Origin of the sequence: Microbulbifer halophilus (assembly GCF_026183675.1) — a bacterium.
GTDB lineage: Bacteria > Pseudomonadota > Gammaproteobacteria > Pseudomonadales > Cellvibrionaceae > Microbulbifer > Microbulbifer halophilus.
In genome coordinates, this window is record NZ_JAPIVK010000047.1 from 1 (window position 1) to 20788 (window position 20788).

Here is a 20788-nt window from a genome sequence, read left to right on the forward strand (position 1 = left end):
CCCCAGCAGGCTGCCGCCGCGCCGCATCGGCGGGCGGGCCGGCTCGGGCTCCTGTTCGGGTTTCTGCTCGGGTTCTTGCGGCGTTTCCGCTGCGGCGCTGTCCGCTGCACTCGACTCCGGGAGCTCGGCGCTGGATTCGGGTTCCGCTTCGGGCTTGGGCTCCCGCTGAGACTGTGGTTCGGGATTGGCTTCGGTTGCGGGTTTGGATTCAGGCTCGCGGCTAGGTTCAGGTTCGGATTCGGGCTCGCGACCGGATTCGGGGGTCGGCTCGGCTTCGCGCTGCCGCTCGGGAGCCACGCCGGGCTGCGGCTTTGCCTCCTCCGCCCGGGCCGGCGTTGAATCCCGTTCGCGCTCGCGCGTCGACAAGTCAGCTCGCTCGGCTGCCGCGTCCGCCGACTTTTTTCGGGCCTCGCGCGCGTCGGGCGACTCTTTCTCCGTTGCGCGCTCCGCAGGCGCCGGCTCACGGCGCGCCTCACTGGCCGAATCACTCTCCACCGTTTGCGCGACCGCGAACCCCGGCCAGGGCGACAATAGCAGCAACGACAACAGCGTAATGCGCCATCCACCGGCCGCCGGCCTCACGGCGCAATCACCTCTTCCACAGATCCGTGCGCGCGCAGGGTTTCCACCGCCGCCGCGGCCGAAGCGTCTTCCGGTAACGCCAGTGAAAACACTCCCAGGGCGCTGGGCCCGGCGGCGATACTGCCATTCACGCTGAGAACGGCCGCGCGGATATCCGCCGCAGTCGCCGAGGGGGCGAAGACGATCTGCAGCCTCGTTGCCGCCGGCGCGGTGTCGCCCGCTGCCGGAGCCACATCAACCGAGGCCCCCCGTTGCCAGGGCGCCGGCCCCAGCAGCAGAACCGCCTGCAGCGCCATTACCAGGCAGGCTGCAATCGCCACCGGTTTCCAGAAATTCTTGCGCGCTGGCGTCTGGGTAGCGGCTTTCTGTTCCCCGCCCTGTTCGGCTGCCGATGGCTCCTCGCGCATCGCTTTGCGCAGCCGGGCCAGTCCCAGTTCTGCCGGCGGTGTCAGCGGCTGGTCCCGCATCGACTGCCGCAGCGCCTTTGCAAATTCCGCCTCCCGCGCCAGGGCCGGGTCCTCGGCCATTTTCTTCTCCAATTCCCGGCGATCCGCTTCGGCAAGCCTGCCGTTGGCCCACAGATTCAGTTGCTCATCCATCTTGTTCATGCCGACCTCATGGCTCTGGCCAGTTGCTTCTTCAACAGGTTTTTGGCGTGGTATACCCGGGATTTCACCGTGCCCTCGGGAATCTGCAGGATACTGGCGATCTCCGCATAATCCAGTTCCTCAAAAAATACCAAGTGCAGGATTTCCCGGTGCGGCGGTGACAGGCTTTGCATGCAGGCGCGCAGCACCTGGCCGTCTTTCACCGCGGCCAGCGCCTGCTCCAGGTCCGCCGCGGGCGTGTCGTCGACCAGGTTGTCGTCCAGCTCGGTGAACTGTCGCACGCCCTGCTTGCGCCAGTGGCTCAGCACTTTGTTGTGGGCAATGCCGAGCATCCAGGTGGTAACTTTGGCGCGCCCGGCAAAACGGGTCGCCGAGCGCCATACCTCGAGCATCACTTCATTCAGTAGGTCGGTGGCAGTAAATGAATCGTTCAATTTGGACATCAGGTAGCGATAGACACGCGATTCGTGCCGGCGATAAAACGCCGTCATCGCCTCCGTATCGCCCACCGCCATGGTGCGCAGCAACTGCTCGTCACTTTCCTCTACTGAATATTCCATAATTTGGGTTCGAGTTATTCCTCTGCGCGAATCGACCGAACCGGGCTGGCGGCCACAACGGCGCCATCGCTATTGATCGCGATCACTCGCCAGTAATAAACGCCCCCCGGCCGCAAACGGTGCAACACACCGGCAGACAGATGGGTGCGATCCGAATTTCCCGGCAACAGCATGCCCGTGGCCGGGGGCCGGTCCATTTCCGCAGGCAGGCGACCGGGCCCGGACGACGCAGCCGGCTCCGCTGCCGACGGCGGCCGGTCGTACAACTCCAGCTGGTAGGCATGGCTGCCGGCCACCGGCCGCCAGCGGAACTCCGTCGCGCTGTCGAGCGCTCTTCCGGTTGCCGGCCCGTTGACGCGCAGCATCGGCACCAGTGCGGATGCCGCCGTCGTACGGTCACTGACCTGATAGCGCAAATCGATACGGTCCCGCTCCAGCGAAGGCTGTAGCAGGCGCAATCTCAACAGGTAGAGCCCCGCTTCGTCGGTGGGCAACACCGGGCTGCGCAGGGTCCCTTCGCGGCCGCCGCCCAGATATTCGCGCGCGCTGTGCAGCCGGCGAAACACCGGCTGCCCGCGGGTGGTCGACGGTGTCGCCACTTCCCAAACGGCCTCCAGCAACCCGGCCCGGTCGTAGCGGATATCGGCCAGCGCGCGCAGCTGCTCACTGCGTGCCACCGATGCCACGGCGGTGCCGTCCTCAAAGCGCAGCGCCAGTTGCCGCACGATCAGGCCACTGGCGGTGACCGGCTGCCCCTCGGGCAGCGAGCGCGCGGCATTGGGCAGTGGCGCCGACAGGCGAATGGTCTGTACACCGGAGACCGGCATACCGTTGATACTGAACTGGCGGATATACAGCAGCTGGCTGGCGCCCCGGTCGGCCGCGCGCCGGCTTACCGCCGCGGGCACCGTGAGGGTTTCATTGAGGGTGAAATTCACCGGCTGGCCGTCTGCCGATCCGCTTATCCGCTCCACCAGCGGCTGCCGCACTAGGCCCAGTCGCTCGCGGGAAGCCGTGTTGTCGACGGTAAAAGATCCCACCTCGGAAGTGACCTGGCCGAAACGGTCGAAATGACCCCGCCCCCGCCAGACAATGGGCAGGGTGGTTTCCACGCCGACGGTGACCGCGCGCGGCGCCGAGCAGGGCTGCATGGAGGAGCAGATTTCAAATTCCTGGGCGGCCGCGGAAACGGCGACGCCAAGCGCGAGGGCGCAGGTAAGGGCGAGTCGGTAAATACTCTCGGCTGTTCTATATCCGCTCATGGCTGTCCTCCCGGATACGCCACCGGCAAACTGGAGCGCAGTTCAATAAATGCCTGATAGCCATCGGCGGGCGAATCGGCCGGCAAGGTAGAGGGAAAGAGTCGGTCGCGGTAGTCGTTGCGGGACGCGGATAAAATCAGCTCCAGCCCCGACACCAGGCTATCCGGCTGGCGAATCTGCCAGCTCAGTTGGGCGCTGATATAGGTGGTCTGGTCCCAGCGGGCGAAGAAGGGATCGTCTCTGGCGCTGGTCTCGTTCAGGCCGAGACCAAGGTTGCCCCGCAATCGTTGCGGGATAAATTCCGCCTTCGCATCGACAGAGTAAATATGGCGATCGGTACTGATTCCCCGATCGGGATAGGTGGTGTGTTGCAGCTCCCAGCCGACAAAGACACTGTAGCGGTGGTTCGGGTACCAGCCCGCATCCAGCCGCGTCGCCTGGGTGCGGGTCTCCGGTTGCCAGCCGCTGGCATCCTTCAGGCTGTCGTGGTGGTAACCCGCCGACCACTGCAGTTGCTGGCGGGCAAAGGCCGCCGTCAGCGCGTAGCGCCGGGTCTGCAGATCATTCACCAGGTACCCCGGCGGCGTGTACTGGTCCTGCAGCCTGGTGCCCTCGACCGACAGGGTGTAACTCGGCCGCCCCAAAGCGGCGAGCAGTGGCCACTGGGGAAGGTCGTAATCCGTATAGCGGGTGTTGAGATGCCACTGCCGGGTTTCGGAGATAGCGTAGGCGGTGTTCCGGGACAGGTTGTTGTTCTCCAGCGCGTAACCGCCGTCCCAGCTCCATTTATCCCGGCTGATATCGAAAAAAACCCGCTCCATCTGTCTGTCGGCGGGTGCGTAGCGGTTCGCCAGGCTGCGGTACCAGGTGCCCAGTTTTTTCGATTCCAGGCCCAGGCGCCAATCGAGTTCACTGTGCGGCAGCGGGTCCAGCACCAGCAGCGCGGACCAGGCGTTGTCCCGCTCGGCTGCAAAGCCACTGTCGACACCGTCGAAATCGTATTCGCTGCCGGCTTTCTCCAACCGCAGGCGCAGCTGCCGCTGAAAAAACTGGCCATCCGCGACCAGGTTCCAGGCATCGCCTTCGTTTACCGCTGGCTCGGTGCCGGCGGCCTCCTGCGGGTAGAGAGTGCCGTAGTCCGATTCGCCGACGCGGCCGGACAGGCGCCCTCCCGCCAGCATGAGTTGCGCGCTGTCACCGCGCAGGGGCCAGAACTCCACGCGGCCGCCGCTCAGGCGATTGTCGGCATCGTCCGTGCCCAGCCCGGCGTCGATGCCCGGCTGTTGCCGGCTGCCGGCCCGATACAGCGACAGGCTGCCGTCCCACAGCGGCAGCCGGGCGGCAGTCGACAGCCCGCGCCGCTCGAAGCCGTCCTGGATCAGGCTCGCCGAGGCCAGTTGCTGATCTCCCAGCGCCAGCCGATAGCGGCCGTACTCGCCGCGCAGGTTAAAGCGGGCCAGATCCACTTCCCGCCCGGCAACGGCCAGGTCCTTATTGTTCACCGCAACCAGGTCCAGGCTGCTGTCCAGCCGCCAGTTGTCGCCGCTGAGGCCGGACTCCAGGTGGCCGCCGCCCTGCAGGTCACTGCCGCCGTCCCGGTCGCGCTCGCTGACGCGCTGGCTGAAGCCCAGGTTGAACTGGCCGTTGGCCCGAAGTTCCCGCAGCGCCGCCGAGTGACGGACCTCGAAGGTCCAGTAACCCAGCTCCTGGATACGGCCGTGCTGGCCGTAAAACACCACCCTCAATTCATGGGCACCGGCCGCCAGCGGCCGTACCGGCCGGTAAACCAGCTCCGTACCGCGCCACTCCGCCAGCGCCGAAACATCCATGCCATCCAGCTCCAAGCTCAGTTGTCCGGAACCACCGATGGCCAACTCGTCGGGCAGGGACAGCTGCAATTTTTCGCGCGGCCGATAAAAATCATCGCCCGCCGGCGCGCTCAGGCGGGCTTCCGGCTGGGCCCATACGGCGGGCACAGCCAATGCCAGCCAACTGCCGGCCAGCAGCGGCAAGGTGATTGCTTTGGGGTGTCCAAATGCAGACACGGCCATCCGGTGGTCTCTCTGCGGGAACCTCTGTCACCGGTGGGTCGCGGCGGGACCGGTGTAGGTTCAATATTTTTATTAAATTTTGCGAAAAAGGGAGAGGCGCAGTGCGGTCCCTTTCGCGATGGTGATATTGCCTGTTATCTATCATTTTCGGCGCTGCGGCTGTAATCCCTCTGCCTGCGACCGTGCAATAAACGCCATTCTACAATATTTCGAGCGTCAATGGCCCGATTTGCCCCCCGGGCCGGCCCGGCACAGCAGTCGAGCCATGGAGGATCTCAAACAGGCTTTAAAAAGTCAGCGTCGCAGTAATCGCATCCTGATAGCTGCCCTCAGGCTTGGCGCCCTGGGCCGGTACGCGGCCGAATACCGGGCCGGCACCGCCAGCCGTACTGCCCGCGGTGTCGCCCCACAGCTGGGTGCGGGCAGGATGAAGGTGTTGCTAATAGCGCTGCAGCTTTTCATGGGTAACTTGGCACAGAATGCCGCAATCATGCGATTGTCGTGTGTATTTCCTTGTTAAATCGTTCGTTGGTGAGAATTATCGTCAGGAAACTCAAGAGATAGTCTGAGCATATCTTTGTGCTGAACTCCATTTTCAATGATTGGTTCCGGATAGTTCTTCAGGAAGAAGTCCTTGCTAATGTGTTCAACCCTGAAGCCCTGCCGTTGGTAGAAGGTCAACTGATGCCCGAAAGTGCCAGTACCAACCTCCAGGCGCCGCGCACCTGATTCCTTCACTTTTTCGATAACATGCTGCAGAAGTCGCGTTCCAATGCCATTCTGCTGAATCGATGGTGACACGGCAATGTTCATCAATTCCAGCGTTCCTCTTGCAATCGGCTTGACAACACAGACTCCAGCTATCGCACCCCTGGAATATGCGATGAAACACCTTGCCTGATTCAGGTACCTTTTTATCGCATCTTCAGAGGGGTCCGCTACAAGAAGCAGCTCCATCGGTGCCTCTGAAGGCGGCACTTCATTTATTCGCAACAATAGAGATTCCTACTCGTGGTTCGATCTTCGGGTTTAACGCTGCCGTCACCGGATGACAAAAGTGGAGCGTGAGCGACGCTTCTGACATCCGGTGCCCGGCTTTTTCATGCCTTACTCTGGCACTGTCCACTCGGGGTTATAAGCCACTTCCCAAAGGTGCCCATCGGGGTCTTGAAAGTAACCGGCGTAACCACCCCAGAATGTGTCTTGTGCAGGTTTAACAATGGTAGCACCACTGTTCCCAGCCTGTAACATGACTTCATCTACTTCAGCTTTAGAGGACACATTGTGAGCAAGGCTGAACTCCGTTGGATTCGGGTTCTTCAGTGGTAAACCAGAATCTTTACCAAGGCTTTCGCGAGGATAAATAGCCAGTTTCAGGTTCGATTCGAGCTCAAAGAATGCTACCGCCCCATGCTCAAACTCCTCGCCGACAATGCCCTGCGTTGCAAGGCCGAGGCCGTCTCGATAAAAATTCAAGGAGCGATCGAGGCTGTCGACAGCAAGCGTTACAAGGGAGATTCGAGGTTTCATGATGCTTTCTCCGTATTTCAGATGTTGACGTTCAACATCGCCCAGCCAGAAAGTCATGAAAGGAAGGATACACCACAACCCTTCCCAACATGCATTGGCACGCTGGGCGAAGGTCGTGGGTTTGGCGAACCAAACAGAGTTCCCCCTGTGGGGAAACGGACGGACTAACCATACCGCCCTGTCTTTTTCGACAGTCTCACTTTAGCAATACTCCGAAGAACTCACAAGCATTACACCGAAATCACACGCTTGACGCATGCACTACCTGGTCATGCTGTGCTGGATGGTCACTTTCCAGTCTTCCATACATTGCCGAGTCGGAGACGATGCCGTTGACTTCCCAACGCTGCCTTAGCAGACCCTCTCGGGAAAACCCGAGTTTCTCTAGCGCTTTCGCTGAAGACTGGTTGTCCGGGTCGATCTCTGCTTCAATTCTCCGAAGTCCCAAGGAATTGAATCCGTACTGAATTAACGCCTCTCCTGCCTCATTTATATAACCCTTACCCCAACAAGAACGACCTAACCCAAAACCAATCTCGGCACGTTTGGATTCTTTGTCGTAGCTAAACAGCATGCATTTTCCAGCCAACTCACCTGTAGACTTCAGATACACACCGAGCACAATCGACTCTTGACGCCGCATCGAATCGTTGCCCTCATTAATGAAATCAAGGGACTCCTGAATTGTAACCCAAGGTTCAGTATTCCAATACCGCATAACCTCAGGATCAGAGAAAATTTCCAGCAGGCTATCCGAGTCATCAACTACTAAAGGTTTCAGTGTTAACCGTTCGGTTTCAATAACCGGGAAAAATAATTCTTGCGACATTCATTCCTCCGTTTTTATAATCGGGTAGACGACTGCGTGACTAGCGTCGCCCCAAAGATCCGGACATACACGACTAACGCATCCGGCTTATCAATTCACCACATTCGCAGGCCTCACGACTAACAATCTCAACGCTGGAGTGCTAACGCTCACAGCATGCGCACCCTTGAAATGGAGCCGAAGGCGTAATGTAAAGGGCGTCACCGTACCTACACTGGTTCTGCATTTCCTACCTGAACAAGTACCAATTTGTTTCCATATAGGTCTGAGAAATGAGCAGATATTGCCCCTTCAGCCTCTACCGGCTGCTCCAAGAACCGAACACCCATCCCTTGGAGTCGATCAAACTCATCGTAAAAGCTATCAGTATAGAGGACACCGATAGGCTGATCGCCTGCCTGTCGACCAACAGCAGCTAAATCCCTTTCTGTTTCAGCTTTCAAAAGCCAGACACCTGCATCCTTTTGACGTGGAAAGGTCAAATGGATGAAACGACGCTCCCCCGCCTCAACATCCGTCGACAGTTCCAGGCCAAGCTTCTCAACATAAAAACTCAGCGCATCCTCATAGCCTTTAACAAGAATGACCATCCTTCCAAAAGAGATCATGACTCCTCCTATCAAGCTTCTAAATATGTATAACGCTCGCCCCACGCGCCGGCTTGGAGTCGCGAAGCGACGGAAAATCGTCCGCTGTACAAACGATTGTCACGCCTTTGCTATCAGATACGATCCTGCCCCAACCATTAAGCTACCAGTCGCAACCTTAACTGTTCGCTCTGCTCTAAGGGTAGTAGCAAATGATGCAACGCCACTTGCAAAATAGGCATAGCCCAATTTTACACCACCAACTGTGGCTGCCGTCATCATCGCAATTACTGCTATATCCAATGCCCTGATAGTGGCCAAATCAACAAAAGCGGGGAACAAGCTCGCGTAGAAAAATATAGCCTTTATATCACCGATAGTGATAAGCAATCCAGAAAGAAAGCTTGCCGATAATTTTGATACTGATCGGCCAGAGTACTCCAACGGCAATAAGGGTTTCGATCTCATGAGGCTTATACCAAACCAGATCAGATACGCGCCAGCCAAATACCTCAGGATCAAGAAAAAGCTGCCCAACACTTCTGCCAACGCGGCCATTCCTAAAACAGCTAGAAACACAAAGACAAGATCACCGACTACAATTCCCGCCGCAACAGCACTACCGTTTGAGAATCCTGCAGAGGAAGAGCGAGCAACGATCAAGGCGACGCTAGTGCTGGGAACTAGCGCTAAAGCTGCCATTGCTGTAAACAGAGCTAATACTTCGACGAAACTCATAGTGATTTCCAGGCTTTAATATTGCGATCTGGGCAGCCCTCTATAGGAAGATTTTGTGTGAGAATGCGAGTGTAGCGATCCATACAAAAATAAAATATAGCGGGCTTTCTCTCAGCAGCGCATGGTTATGTGTCTATACCCCCTCAAACTCCGAATTTGCTTTTTCTACGAGTTTTTCATACTCTTCTTTGGTTATAGCTGAACGAGACAAATCGTCTTTCGCTTCCTGCAATTTGGCCCAATACTGAAACTCCACAGAGGCCAGTATGTAACCTAATTTTTCTTCTGAAATAAGATCTTTGGAGAACTGCTTTTTAGCTAACTTTTTACTCCACATTCTTCCTTCTGGCGCTTCTGGGATTGTGTAATCATCAGCCAGAATAGATTCATCAGATATTCTAAAAGCTTTATCTATGTTTTCTTTAGCGCACAAGTAAAGAATATAATTAACAGAATCCTGCGCGCCATACCAATGGAAATTAAAATCAGCCGAGCAATACCCGACTACATTTCCATCATGATCCAACACATCAACTCTACCTTGAGCGCATCCAAACAATGATACAAATAAAGTTATGAAACTAAGTGTTCTCATCAAATTTTCCTTGACTCATAAGATTTGCAGCATGTGCGCCCATAGAATGGAACCGAAGGTGCAATATAATGGCGCCGCCATGCCTGCATTTGCTATACCCGCTCACTAAAAGCCAACTTAAGTCCAAGAGCAGCAAAACTTGTAGCAAAGATTTTCTGCATGGTGATACTGGCTTTTTTCGACTTTACAATGAATTCACTGAAATAGCCTGAGATAAAACCGTACAAAATAAATACAGAAAAGGTCATCAGCATGAACACAAGTCCGAGCGTCAGCATCCTAACTAGAACGTTATCGACTGTGCCAGGGATAAACTGTGGCAAGAAAGCCAAAAAGAATATAGAGAGTTTAGGATTTAAGATATTGAGTAAAAAACCTTTTAGAATAATTCCAGTGTATTTCGTACCTGATTTCTCGTTGTTCACAGAGAGTGAACCAGAAGACCGCCACATTTGCCACGCAAGATAAAGCAAATATGCAGCACCAACATACTTTACAGCCTGAAAAGCAAGTGCACTGGTATGAAATATAGCTGAAAGGCCAAAAGCGCTGGCTAAGAGAGCAGGGATTATACCAAGGGTGCAACCGAATGCCGCAAATAAACTGGCACGTTTTCCTACGAAAAGTCCTGTTGCGACGGTATACAAAACACCTGTTCCCGGAATTAGGACTACGACTAGAGAAGTGAGTAAAAATCCTACAGAAATCATATTAAGTTTCCTTTTCCCTTAAAGGGTGGCATAACGTCGCAATCAGCCGCACCTAAGTTTAGGCGGCGGGAGTGGAGAGGAGAAGGGGGTAAAACTGTTTTCGCTAGCTTGACGGGTCTATAGATCTGTCCCGGTTTCTCTCACCGCCTCTCCCCCAACTTGGGGGAACAGCGTCATGACATGTCGAGCCTACCATCTAACCAGGCGTGGAATGACGAGCTTTCCGACAAGTGCACAAAGCGCGACCGGCGCTACATGCCAGATGCCGAGATGGCCCATCGTGTCAATCGGACAGGCCATTCCGTATGCGAAACTTCCGATCGCACCCGATGCGATGCCCGTGTAGAGGCTGGCCGAACCGATCGAGACCGGCGCCCCGCTGCGCAACCATAGAACCAGCGCGCCCGCAGTCAGCAGACTGAAGCCGGAGCCGGCCAGAAAGCAATGGAAGCCCTCGACATCATGGGTCAGTTCGCTCGTGAGGCCATCGAAGCCCAGCACGAGAAGCGCCGATATCGGTAGCAGGCCCAACATGGCAGCAGACCAGCGTGCTCCTTCGTGACCGTTGCCCACGCGCGGACTGGCCATGCGCAGCACGGCGAGTGCCGAAGCTGCGCCCAGGAGGCCCAGCATTCCATTGGCAATGAAGAAAAACCCCGAAGCCTGTCCGGAGAAGGCGCCGCGCCACAAACCGTGGAAGAGTTCGACTGCAACCACTGTGGCGATAGCGGCGAGCGCTACCAGCGCTACGCCGCGAGCAAGGCTAATCGGGCGGACAGGGACGAGATCTCCCGCCAGCTCGTCGATCAGCGGATTGGGAACCCGATTCATTGTCACTCTGCCTTTTCTACGAGGGCGGACAATCTCTTGAGCCCGCGATGGATGTTCACTTTCACCAAGCTTTCACTCTGGCCGGTTCTGGCGGAGGCTTCGGCGATGGAAAGCCCCTCGATCTTGACGAGATTAATGACTTCCACCTGCCTGTCGGGCAAGTGCACGAAGAGCCGGTCCAGGCTCATGCGCGCCATCACCGCCTCCTCCTTACTGTCCTCGGGCGCGTCGCGGTCACCCAGTTCGTCTTCAGCCGAGCGGTAGACTTTGCGCAAATGGTCGACCCAGCGATAGCGGGCGATGGCCGCGAGCAAGGGATAGAAGGGGCGAGACGGGTCCCAGGTGGCGCGCTTGGCATGGACCGCTATCATCACCTCCTGCACCAGATCGTCGAGGTGGGCCGGCGGGACACGCTTTCGGAAGAATTGCTCCAGCCACAACTGTATTTCGGCGAGGAGGGCGCGGTAGATTTCCCGATCGCCGTTTTGCGAGGCGGTCATCATTCGCGCCATCGAGGCTTCATCAGCAATCATCCCAGGTCCTCTTGCGGCCCGCTATCGGTAGCTCGTGCTGCGGCGAATTGGTAGTCGAGCGAGAGCATTCCGCCCCCATTCGTGATCAGGACTCCCGCGAGTGCTGCCCAAGCGATGTGCGTGTTCCACCAGGCTTCGGGATAGACGAAGACCTGGATCACCATCGTCATCGACAGCAGTATCAGCGCCGAAAAACGCGTGAACAAGCCAACCACCAGCAGCACGGGGAAGACGTGCTCGGCATAAGTTGCCATTGGCGCCGCAATATCGGGCGGTAGCGGCAACCCGGTATATTCATATTCGAAAAGAAAGATCGCATTGTCACTGACGGAGAGCGCAGTCCCCTCCTCAATTTTCGTTCGGCCCGAGCGCCAGAAGATGCCTGCCAGCGCCACGCGGGTGACCAGGAGTACCAATCCCTTTGGCAAGTGCGAGGCCAGGATGGTGGTCAGGCGGCCGTAGAGGGAAAGAAGCTTGTGCATGGGTCACCTCGCGTGGATCTGGCCAGGGCCGCTCAGCGGTCGATCGGGGTGAGCGAGCCCTTGCCCTTGGGCGTGCTGATCTTCTCGCAGGTGCCCGCCTTCACGAGCTTCCAGGCATTGCCCTGATAGTCGTGGGTCGAAGTGCCGGCGCAACTCGTGCCGGGGCCTGCCGCACAGTCATTCTCGCCGGCCTTGGCGACACCGTAACATTTCTCCATCTGCGGGCGATCTTGGGCGGCTGCGGGGGTTGTGGCGAGACCGGCGGCAATACCGGTGGTCAAGGCCAGGCCTGCGATGCGGGAAATCGATTGTAGGTTCATGACTGTTGTCTCCGAATGAAAGGGGGGGTTGCGCGTCCCGGCCTCTGCGCCGGGTCTGCCCCTTCATTCGTGCACCATCGGCAGGGCGTTACACGACCGGCAAAAAAATCGATGTAACCGGTCGCGGCCCAGCAGCGAAACCTCCTCTGTGCATTCCGCACACTGCATTCACGAGAGGAATCGATACTATGAACACCACCACCACCCGCAGAACCACTACCGCCGCAGCCGCAGTAGGCTTTGCACTGAGTTCGTTCGCAGCCCTGGCCGCTGAAGCACCCGCAGGTAGCACCGGTCGCGCTGTAAGCGCCGAAGATACCGTGCACTGTTACGGCATCCACAGCTGCAAGGGGCAGGCCGACTGCGCGACCACGGAAAATGCCTGCAAGGGCCAGAACGAGTGTTCGGGCCACGGATTCAAGGAGCTGAGCGCGGGTGAATGCCTGAGCAAGGACGGCACCATCGGCGATCTTCGCTAATCCACCCCTTTCCCCCAAAGGCGGCCTGGCGCGACACGCTGTTCCACTTCGTAACGATCCGCGCCGGGCCGCTCCCCTTCATCTGGAGTTTGTGCCATGAGCGACATCGCCCCGTTTCACGGTTTTGGTCTCGGTCTGCGCCGCGCGCACTATGCCGATTTTCTCGAAGGCGCCGTGCCAGTGGATTTTGTCGAAGTGATTTCCGAAAATTACATGGTCGAGGGCGGCAAGCCGCTGCGCGTGCTTGAACAGGTTCGCGCGAAGCATCCTGTAATCTTGCACGGCGTCTCGATGTCGATCGGTTCGGCACATGGGCTGGACGAGGACTATCTTGCGCGCCTCAAGGCATTGGCCGGACTGATTGAGCCGCTCTGGGTCTCGGACCACCTGTGCTGGACTCGCACCAGCGCCCACAACAGCCACGACCTTCTACCCCTGCCGCTGACGAACGGTGCGCTCGATATCGTCTGCGACAACATCGACCGGGCGCAAGAAGCGCTTGGCCGCGCGATGTTGTTGGAAAACCCATCCAGCTACATGACATTCCCGGACGACGAGATGACCGAATGGGACTTCCTTGCAGCGGTGGTGCGTCGCACGGGATGCTACCTGCTGCTCGATGTCAACAACGTCTATGTCAGCGCGCAAAATCACGGCTTTGACACCACCGAATACATTGCCGGACTACCGCTGGAGCGCGTGCGGCAGATACACTTGGCCGGACACGCGCCCGGCGCGATCGTGATCGACACGCACGATCGCGAGGTCTGCGCAGAAGTCTGGGCTCTCTATGCCGAAGCCGTTGCCTTGTGCGGCCCGGTGGCGACCATGCTGGAACGCGACGATCGCATCCCGGCCTTGCCCGAGCTGCTGGCCGAGCTGGATCGCGCACGCACGATTGCTGCTACAGACCTCGAGGTTCCGGCATGAACGCGCTGGTCGAGCAACAACGCAGTTTCATGGCCCGATTGCTTGACGAGGAACGGATGCTCCCCGCTGACTGGAACGGTCGTCACGCTGCGGGCCTCGCCATATATCGCAACAACTATCGCACTGCGACCGTCGAGGCGTTGCGATCAACTTTCGAGCGGACCCAGAGGCTGGTTGGCGAAAGTGCATTTCGCCGCGCTGCGACGCACCATGTCATTGTCAATCCGCCCTCCAGTTGGACGCTCGACATGGCCGGCGAAGGGTTCGACGAAACGTGCAAGCAGCTCTTCGCCAAGGATCCCGAGGTCGCCGAGATCGCCTGGCTTGAATGGGCGATGCACCGGGCCTTCGTGGCTCGCGATGCCGCCCCTCTTAGCGCACAGGCCTTTACAAGAATTTGCGCGTCCGTCGTCGATACGAATTGGGAAGACCTGCGCTTGGTTTTCGCCCCGGGGCTAGCGCTGGCACCGGTATGCCACGACCTGTCGCGACTTTGGCCATCGTTGAGCGGCGCCGGCGAAGAGCCCACCATCCTCTCGCTCGAAACACCCCATCACGCCCTTGTCTGGCGCCAAGGCGAACGCCCCGTTTTCGTCCTGAAACCCGACATCGAAGCGCACATGCTCGCCGCACTGGAAAACGGCGCAACCTGGGGCGATACCTGTGCGACTTTGGTTGGCGAACTCGGCGAGGACACAGCGGTCATCGAAGCCGGGCAAATGCTGGGTCACTGGCTTTCGCAGGGGCTAATTTGTGGGATACGATAACGGAACGCCCCCCAAACGTAATCGTATGCAAAATGCGCTCCGAGCGGCGCCTCCCCAGCAGCAATCGGCCTCGAAACCATCGGGCGGCGTGCTGATATTGTCCGGCAGCCTTGCGCCCTAATCTCGGTCGTTAGGAGTGGCGAGAAATTCGCCCGAAAGTGGACGTGATTTCTGCAAGGACGGCAATCTATTCCAAGGGCATCGCCTCCGCCCCATCCAACGTAAACCGGGAAGCTTCCCCGCTGAACATCAGCATCGACCCAGGCAGTATGGCATGCAGCCCAAACGCGCTCCCGCTCCACGCTGGCAATCCAGGCAATGGCACGCATGCACCCTAGGGCTGCCGTAACGGCCTTTACTCTTCCAGTAGACTTCCGAGATAACCTTTAGCAGCTCCCGATCATCGTGATATCGCTGGAATGCCTGGCGGTCTACCCAAGCGTAAAAGCCACGCGGAGATACGAGCCATCGACAAAGACGTTACACGCCCTTCTCAATCACTGATAATGTTCTTTCGATAAAACGGACAAATGCATTATCTGGTATAAAATCGGTTCTTTTCTCCACGTTAAACCTTTCCAGAATAATTTTTATTTGCGCATCATTCTTTATTTCTATGGCCGTCATACCATCGTTCTTCAACTTTTTTACTCTTGACACCCAATCTGAAGTGTTTTCCCGAAATAGTCTGAGTTCGGCTTTGCTCGTCGGTTTACCGTGTCCAGGGACAATGATACTTTCTTCATTACCTAGCTTTAAAATTGCTTCAATTGTATTGTTAAACCCGGATAACCCTCCAGCATAAAATGTTGGATGCCAGCTGGTGTCATAAATATCACCAGCAAAAATACTGTTACTTTTTTTGTGGAAAAAAACTTTATCCTCAACTGTATGAGATTTGGCCAACAGTCCGTGAATTTCTGTGAAATTGCCTGCATCATCAAGAAGTATACCTCCTTTCTCGACAAAATAAGCGTTTCCACCTGAATGATCACTGTGTTCGTGCGTATTTAATATAAATTTTACAGGTTCACCATAAAGGTCTTTTACAGCATTGTTTAAAGTATCCAGGTTTTTACTCCCGGGCATAGGATCTACTAAAACAATTCCCTTTGTAGTTTTGAACAGCCCAATATTTGTTCCGTAATCGATAGATTTCAGAATAAATGCTTCCTTGGACAGTTCGGTTGCCAAAATACTCCCCGAATTTGCCAAGGTCATTGTTGAGTAGATAATGGCGATAAAGAATAATGTAATCTTCACGGATAATCCTTTTTATACTCAGTATTTATATTCTATTGCGATGTGTAATGCCCACGTAATAGGCGCGATCTTGCGAGCGTCCTAATTATCGCGGTTAAAACTTGACACTAAGTTTCTCTCGCCACTAGGCGCTGAAAGTGCAAACCGACGACTGAGAGTGCCATCACAGCAATGTTGGTTGTCACAGGGTTGAATGCAGCACCTAGCAGCACAGGCTGGAACATAGCCACAAACGCCAGCAATCCAAACATTACCACTGCTGTTAGGAGCAAAGGCCAACGTTGGCGCCAAAATAACAGAAGAACAACGGACATTCCGATCTCTAACGCTCCACCAATTATTGCCAACTGTTCTGCAACGGCCCTTGAGAGACCGGTAGCCATACTCATTGCCAGCTCATCCTCATGCAGATAGAGCAACTTTGGAACCAAGCCATGATAAAACCAAATAAAGGCGATAGTGCCCCGGCAAACTGCATAACTTAAAAATGTACTACTCACCCAAGAACCTTGAATTGTGATCTTTATTCGGAATAACACAGGCCTCGTAGCGACCGAATAGCCTGTAACGATTCAGTGCGACACGATCGTAAAGCCAATCCCGAATAATCGAAGGCACCGCCCAGCCGATGCACATGATTGGCCAAGGCCACGGCAATCGCTGCATCACTCTAAAAAATGCTGACGATTTAGTATAAATATTCACCCCTTCAACCAGGAGCATGGTTTCGTAGTGATCGGTTGGAAAACTGTGCCATTGCAGAATGGCCTTACCTTCCGGTGACTGAACGGTTGCCAACTTGAATTGGCGCTTTCTGTCAAACTTGATAAGAAAGCGTGCCCAAACCGAACACAACCGGCATACCCCATCAAAAAGGACTACCCGATCTCCGACTGCCACACCTGGTGCGATTTGCGATTGTTGATTCATAAATAAGCTAACGTTGCCAGCTTCTGTGGTTGGAGCGCTTTTAGCGTGAAGCGCGTTGCATAAACCACCCATCAGCCTAGCCTAGTTATTTTTGGTCGCCTGACGGACCATAAATAGTACATACAGAATAAGAAGTATGACTTGCGCTGCGATATCATAAGCACTTGTCTCCCAGTGATCTGGGTGTACATTACTTGGCTGAAAGAGCAAAGTAGTCATAATAAGTGTAACGAAGGCCAAGAGCAGATACACCAGTGTAGAAACGATCAATTTTAGCGCTAAAACTCTGTACCTACTATTCATAGACTATCCGAAAAATAACGCCAAGCTAAAGCGCACCGCTTTTTGGCGTCGCCTTTGAGTTTTTTGCTAGAAGATAAATCCCGGCTATGGAACTTGCCGCCGCTAGCACAATTAACCTCCAGAATCGAACCATGTATGGTTTAGTTTCATAGTGCTCCCCTCTACCGCACTCTCCTAAGCTGTAATTGAAAGCTCTCCCTGAATCCAAGCAAGAGTCAATCGCCAGAAAATCACTCACATAATGAGTAAACACTGTAGAAAGTGATATTAGAATCAATAGAGCTCCAACAATTTTCCGATCTAATCTCATGAGATTGACTCTTCAAACGCCTGCAGAATGCACGCTTATGTAATGGAGCTGAAGGCGTAATGTAGTGGGTACCGCCGTGCCTACATTGGTTATGGGTGATTGCTTCCATGCTCTCCCAACTCCCCTGAGTAAAGCCCAGCCAATTTCGGCCCGGTTCCTGATTCAAAATTCTGGATCAGTTGTTCTGCTATTCCGTCTCTTACATAACGATCAAGAGCATACATCTCTGCAGAGTAAAGCAACCGATTGTGGCCGTCTAATTGATTGAAATGTACCTCGTCTACGACAACTCGGAAATAGACTTTGGTTGGTGGACCTTGATCGCCCCGGAGGGCCATGCAGGAAAACCCTTTCTTTCGCTTCCTGATATCCAGGACATCATCAAAACAGTCGGTGTACTTCGTCGAAAACTGGTTTTCGACCAGGAAAGAGTGAATCTGGCCAAGGGCTAAAACATAATTTCTCTCGTCGGCCAGAAATTGCTCTTTATAGACCTGTACAAGAGCCTTCGGAGGCTCTCCATTTTCACCAACCCCCTGATCGGCATGAGAAAACTCCCCTGAACACCCAATAACCCAGACAAGTGATAAAAGGGTAGAGAAACGAATACTCAATAGATCTCCTTTCCCATAACGTCGCCAACACGCACAACTTTGAATTGTAGACAAAGTCGCAACAGAAAATCTGTCGCTGTAGTTGGCCTTGTTAAGTACTATTCTGCTGCACTGACCTTGCAACTCGAAAGCCCAAATCGTCGATCCGATAGTTTGGATGGCTGCGCCTTCGATTTGATGCCAAGCAGCCTCTCTCAGGATCGCACCAGCCTCCACCGCGAAAAACCCTGTAGGGGCCGTAAACTTCAGGGTCATAAACATCCCAGCACCACTCCCATACATTGCCAAGCATGTCGAATAACCCAAAGCCATTTTCGGCCTTTAACCCAACATCATGCGTGGAGGCTCCCGAGTTTTCTTCATACCAGGCAATTTCGTTAATTGGGCCATATTGAACTGCCTTGGTATCCGCTCGGCAGGCGTACTCCCATTCGGCATCGGTTGGCAACCGATATCCATTTGCCGACTCGATGAACTCTACAATTTCTGAGTCCAGATCAATCATGTAGCATTCATAAAGACCGCAAACCTTTGATAGCGCGTTACAAAACTGAACTGCGTCATACCAGGATACCCTTTCAACCGGGTTACGACTCCCAACAAAATCTGAGGGATTATCAGCGGTTACAGAAGAATATAATTCCTGCGTAACCGGAAATTTGCTTAGCATGAACGTTCGAATTTCAACTACCCACTGTTCTTTCTTCCGATCATCCCGCAACCTGATACTACCTTCAGGTATGAGGACCATCCAGCTTTCTACTTCTTCAGGCTTCATGCTAACCTCTATGCAGGAACTCACTTAATGTTGCCCTCGTGGGCGGACAATGCTATGCACCTTTGTGCGAAAATTGGAGCGAAGCGACCAGCACAAAGGTGCATAGCGTTGGCCATCCCGTGAAGCGCTTGGTTAGGCGCTCACCCCACAAATATATCTAGGACATCGGAAATTCGGTCTTTTGAACAGCGATAGACCTCTGTGTAGCTACATTTTCGACAGGATACTGTTGTAAATTTTGACGTTTGAATATCAAAAAATTTCGCTAAACCGCTGCCTGCAGCATGAAATTCACCTAGATCGTAATTATCATGACCACATTTCATACAGGTGTGCTTTACATTCCCTGAAACCCTTAAAGCAGGATTAGGGTTTTCCTGCGGCTCAGAATCTCTAATCTCAATCCATTTTTTAATTTCCGAGAAGCGCTCCGGATGTTCGCTAACATTGATCGTGCTATATGCCTGCTCAAGTTCTTCTCTAGTATATTTGGAATAATCAATTTTCATATACACTTTCTCTTACTGCCGCGCCGAGTAACCAGAAGCCGTTACCGACTCCTAGCTTTCTAAGAACCGTACGTCCGGGTTTCCTAGCATACGGTTCAAGCTCCTCGAAGGCTCATTGAACCCGGCGGTTTGGCTCGTTTTTAGCAAATTTGTGTTCCACATTACGCCGCCAGCCAGTATCTGGCAAGATAGGCCCTGTCTGCCTTTCGGTTGCCTCTCCCTTGTTGCCAGCGCTTAAGGGAGTAGCCTCCATAGCCCGGCGTATAGGGGTAGCCTTTGCCACTATTTTGTGTGGCGTCGGATGGGCAGGTCGCTCAGTTTGAACAGGGTCACCCTGCGGATGATCCCGAGAGCGGTATGGGTCTGGCCGGTGAACGCCCGTCGATAGCTGCCGTTGGACGTGCGCTATGGACGGGTATAGTGACCGTAGAGCCAGTGTTTCTGGCGGTTCTTGTGTCGCCGTCGCATCCACCACCACAGCGCCTGGTAGACCGGAGTATCGATCAGGGTGAAGGTCGCCTTGGATACCCAGGGGCGGTAGTAGTTTAACCAGCCTCGTAGCACGCGGTTTAGGCGTATGAGCAGCTGGAAGGTGGGTAGCGCGACGCCGCGCTTGATAAGAGTGCGGATCTTTTCTGCGAAGGCCCGGACCTTGTCCGTGGCGGGCCGGGTCAGCAACTTGCCGTTGTACTTGCGCAAGCTGCAGCCGAGGAAGTCGAACCCTTCGTTGATGTGTGCAATACGGGTCTTCTCTTGAGACAGGGTGAGCCCGCGCTCGACCAGGAAGGCTTCGAGGGCGGGTTTCACCTATTGCTCCAGTAGCTCCCGGCTGGCACCGGTGATGACGATATCGTCCGCGTAGCGGATGACATTGACGCGGCTGCCGCTTTTGGGCATGGCGGCCTCGATGGCGGCTTCCAGCCCATCCAGTGCCTTATTGGCGAGGAGGGGACTGATGATACCGCCTTGCGGTGTGCCGTCGTCCGTGTGGTAGTAGACCTGCCGATCGATGTAGCCGCACTTCAGCCACTGCTGCAGCGGGTGTTTATCCATGGGGATATGCTGGAGCAGCCATTCGTGGCTGAGGTGGTCGAAGTAGCCCTTGATGTCCGCATCCAGTACCCGTTCAGCGCAGATTCTGCGGAACAGGGCGATATGGCACTGTTGCAGGGCGTCTGCAGTCGAGCGTTTGGGCCGCTCTGTCGACCATGGTGGGGATGCCCAGGGGTCGCTCTTTGCCATTGGCCTTGGGGATGGAGATGCGGCGCAACGGCTGGGCGCGATAGCCTCGCCGCCGCAGGGACTGTATCGCTTCGGCGCGATCTTGCGACCACTGCCACGTGACACCGTCAATACCGGGGGTTTTGCGGCCGCGGTTGTGCATGACACGGTGTGCGGCCAGCAGTTTGCCAGCGTGGGAGCTGGTGAGAAGCCGTTGCAGTGCGCGAGCTTTGTTGTAACGTTTTTGGTCAACCGCCTTCGCGATACGCCGCTGCAGCCGATGGACGTGGTAACGGGCTGTCTCGATGGCCATTGCTGGTCTGTTGGTCTGGCTCGCCGTTCCCGTTGGGGGCGCACCGGCACTGGAACGCGGCCTGTCCGTTTCTGGGTGCTCCACGGTCGCCGTCATTTGCTTTCCCCCATAAAACCGGTTCTCCAGCCTCTCTCGCGAAAGTCGGACGCTAGC

28 protein-coding genes and 1 pseudogene are annotated in these 20788 nt (G+C 55.5%); 3 read left to right on the plus strand and 26 right to left on the minus strand.

All coding sequences use genetic code 11. The features are described from left to right. The 17 genes and pseudogenes from OQE62_RS17485 to OQE62_RS17560 all read right to left on the minus strand — a co-directional run. Positions 1–546 (minus strand): annotated as a pseudogene (locus tag OQE62_RS17485) (hypothetical protein); the annotation flags it as partial. A gap of 32 nt (positions 547–578) precedes the next feature. Beyond that, positions 579–1190 carry a hypothetical protein gene (locus tag OQE62_RS17490; protein ID WP_265723334.1) on the minus strand — a complete coding sequence of 204 codons (612 nt, stop codon included), beginning with the start codon at positions 1188–1190 and terminating at the stop codon, positions 579–581. Further along, a complete protein-coding gene (locus OQE62_RS17495) occupies positions 1187–1750 on the minus strand; it encodes a sigma-70 family RNA polymerase sigma factor (RefSeq protein ID WP_265723335.1) in 564 nt (187 codons plus the stop codon). Before OQE62_RS17495 ends, OQE62_RS17490 begins: the two co-directional genes overlap by 4 nt. A 14-nt stretch (positions 1751–1764) precedes the next feature. After that, the gene (locus OQE62_RS17500; protein WP_265723336.1) at positions 1765–3012 is read right to left on the minus strand and encodes a hypothetical protein; all 1248 of its coding nucleotides are present in this window, start codon (positions 3010–3012) and stop codon (positions 1765–1767) included. Beyond that, positions 3009–5063 (minus strand): hypothetical protein, encoded by a 2055-nt coding sequence (locus OQE62_RS17505; RefSeq protein ID WP_265723337.1) that lies wholly within the window; start codon positions 5061–5063, stop codon positions 3009–3011. Before OQE62_RS17505 ends, OQE62_RS17500 begins: the two co-directional genes overlap by 4 nt. 286 nt (positions 5064–5349) lie before the next feature. Beyond that, positions 5350–5475, minus strand: a complete 126-nt coding sequence (locus tag OQE62_RS19530) for a spore coat protein U domain-containing protein (protein WP_377535936.1) — start codon at positions 5473–5475, stop codon at positions 5350–5352. A 104-nt stretch (positions 5476–5579) separates the two neighbouring features. After that, positions 5580–6059 carry a GNAT family N-acetyltransferase gene (locus OQE62_RS17510; RefSeq protein ID WP_265723338.1) on the minus strand — a complete coding sequence of 160 codons (480 nt, stop codon included), beginning with the start codon at positions 6057–6059 and terminating at the stop codon, positions 5580–5582. 111 nt (positions 6060–6170) lie between these two features. Further along, the gene (locus OQE62_RS17515; protein ID WP_265723339.1) at positions 6171–6650 is read right to left on the minus strand and encodes a VOC family protein; all 480 of its coding nucleotides are present in this window, start codon (positions 6648–6650) and stop codon (positions 6171–6173) included. Positions 6651–6834: 184 nt separating this feature from the next. Then, a complete protein-coding gene (locus OQE62_RS17520) occupies positions 6835–7422 on the minus strand; it encodes a GNAT family N-acetyltransferase (RefSeq protein ID WP_265723340.1) in 588 nt (195 codons plus the stop codon). Between the two features lie 209 nt (positions 7423–7631). Next, complete coding sequence (locus OQE62_RS17525) at positions 7632–8030, minus strand: VOC family protein (RefSeq protein WP_265723341.1); 399 nt, start codon at positions 8028–8030, stop codon at positions 7632–7634. A 99-nt stretch (positions 8031–8129) separates the two neighbouring features. Beyond that, positions 8130–8747, minus strand: a complete 618-nt coding sequence (locus OQE62_RS17530) for a LysE family translocator (protein ID WP_265723342.1) — start codon at positions 8745–8747, stop codon at positions 8130–8132. Between the two features lie 133 nt (positions 8748–8880). Then, positions 8881–9342, minus strand: a complete 462-nt coding sequence (locus tag OQE62_RS17535; protein WP_265723343.1) for a hypothetical protein — start codon at positions 9340–9342, stop codon at positions 8881–8883. A gap of 92 nt (positions 9343–9434) precedes the next feature. Then, positions 9435–10052, minus strand: coding sequence for a LysE family translocator (locus OQE62_RS17540; RefSeq protein ID WP_265723344.1), 618 nt, complete (start codon positions 10050–10052; stop codon positions 9435–9437). 189 nt (positions 10053–10241) lie between these two features. Beyond that, positions 10242–10883 (minus strand): DUF1109 domain-containing protein, encoded by a 642-nt coding sequence (locus OQE62_RS17545; RefSeq protein ID WP_265723345.1) that lies wholly within the window; start codon positions 10881–10883, stop codon positions 10242–10244. Positions 10884–10885: 2 nt separating this feature from the next. Beyond that, a complete protein-coding gene (locus OQE62_RS17550; RefSeq protein ID WP_265723346.1) occupies positions 10886–11416 on the minus strand; it encodes a sigma-70 family RNA polymerase sigma factor in 531 nt (176 codons plus the stop codon). Beyond that, on the minus strand, positions 11413–11898 hold the full coding sequence (locus tag OQE62_RS17555; RefSeq protein WP_265723347.1) for a DoxX family protein: 486 nt from the start codon (positions 11896–11898) through the stop codon (positions 11413–11415). Before OQE62_RS17555 ends, OQE62_RS17550 begins: the two co-directional genes overlap by 4 nt. A gap of 32 nt (positions 11899–11930) precedes the next feature. Beyond that, entirely contained in the window at positions 11931–12218 is a 288-nt protein-coding gene (locus OQE62_RS17560) for a BufA1 family periplasmic bufferin-type metallophore (RefSeq protein ID WP_265723348.1), read from the minus strand. 188 nt (positions 12219–12406) lie between these two features. Between OQE62_RS17560 and bufA2 the strand changes: the two genes are divergently transcribed. The 3 genes from bufA2 (at position 12407) to OQE62_RS17575 (ending at position 14394) form a co-directional block, all read left to right on the plus strand. Further along, a complete protein-coding gene (bufA2, locus tag OQE62_RS17565) occupies positions 12407–12697 on the plus strand; it encodes a BufA2 family periplasmic bufferin-type metallophore (RefSeq protein ID WP_265723349.1) in 291 nt (96 codons plus the stop codon). 96 nt (positions 12698–12793) lie between these two features. After that, on the plus strand, positions 12794–13627 hold the full coding sequence (gene bufB, locus OQE62_RS17570; RefSeq protein ID WP_265723350.1) for an MNIO family bufferin maturase: 834 nt from the start codon (positions 12794–12796) through the stop codon (positions 13625–13627). Beyond that, on the plus strand, positions 13624–14394 hold the full coding sequence (locus OQE62_RS17575) for an HvfC/BufC N-terminal domain-containing protein (RefSeq protein WP_265723351.1): 771 nt from the start codon (positions 13624–13626) through the stop codon (positions 14392–14394). Before bufB ends, OQE62_RS17575 begins: the two co-directional genes overlap by 4 nt. Before the next feature lie 480 nt (positions 14395–14874). Here OQE62_RS17575 and OQE62_RS17580 read toward each other — a convergent pair whose 3' ends face one another. The 9 genes from OQE62_RS17580 to OQE62_RS19535 form a co-directional block, all read right to left on the minus strand. Continuing rightward, a complete protein-coding gene (locus OQE62_RS17580) occupies positions 14875–15657 on the minus strand; it encodes an MBL fold metallo-hydrolase (RefSeq protein WP_265723352.1) in 783 nt (260 codons plus the stop codon). 107 nt (positions 15658–15764) lie between these two features. Next, positions 15765–16157 carry a DoxX-like family protein gene (locus OQE62_RS17585; RefSeq protein ID WP_265723353.1) on the minus strand — a complete coding sequence of 131 codons (393 nt, stop codon included), beginning with the start codon at positions 16155–16157 and terminating at the stop codon, positions 15765–15767. Beyond that, the gene (locus OQE62_RS17590) at positions 16150–16587 is read right to left on the minus strand and encodes a thiol-disulfide oxidoreductase DCC family protein (RefSeq protein WP_265723354.1); all 438 of its coding nucleotides are present in this window, start codon (positions 16585–16587) and stop codon (positions 16150–16152) included. Before OQE62_RS17590 ends, OQE62_RS17585 begins: the two co-directional genes overlap by 8 nt. A 702-nt stretch (positions 16588–17289) precedes the next feature. Beyond that, complete coding sequence (locus OQE62_RS17595; RefSeq protein ID WP_265723355.1) at positions 17290–17814, minus strand: hypothetical protein; 525 nt, start codon at positions 17812–17814, stop codon at positions 17290–17292. Between the two features lie 91 nt (positions 17815–17905). Continuing rightward, entirely contained in the window at positions 17906–18592 is a 687-nt protein-coding gene (locus tag OQE62_RS17600; protein ID WP_265723356.1) for a formylglycine-generating enzyme family protein, read from the minus strand. A 140-nt stretch (positions 18593–18732) separates the two neighbouring features. Next, entirely contained in the window at positions 18733–19101 is a 369-nt protein-coding gene (locus tag OQE62_RS17605; protein ID WP_265723357.1) for a zinc ribbon domain-containing protein, read from the minus strand. 405 nt (positions 19102–19506) lie between these two features. Then, on the minus strand, positions 19507–19908 hold the full coding sequence (locus OQE62_RS17610; RefSeq protein ID WP_265723358.1) for a group II intron maturase-specific domain-containing protein: 402 nt from the start codon (positions 19906–19908) through the stop codon (positions 19507–19509). Continuing rightward, positions 19909–20343, minus strand: coding sequence for a reverse transcriptase domain-containing protein (locus OQE62_RS17615; protein WP_265723359.1), 435 nt, complete (start codon positions 20341–20343; stop codon positions 19909–19911). After that, a complete protein-coding gene (locus tag OQE62_RS19535) occupies positions 20228–20731 on the minus strand; it encodes a reverse transcriptase N-terminal domain-containing protein (protein WP_377535812.1) in 504 nt (167 codons plus the stop codon). The genes OQE62_RS17615 and OQE62_RS19535 overlap by 116 nt, the downstream gene beginning before the upstream one ends. Between the last annotated feature and the right edge of the window lie 57 nt (positions 20732–20788).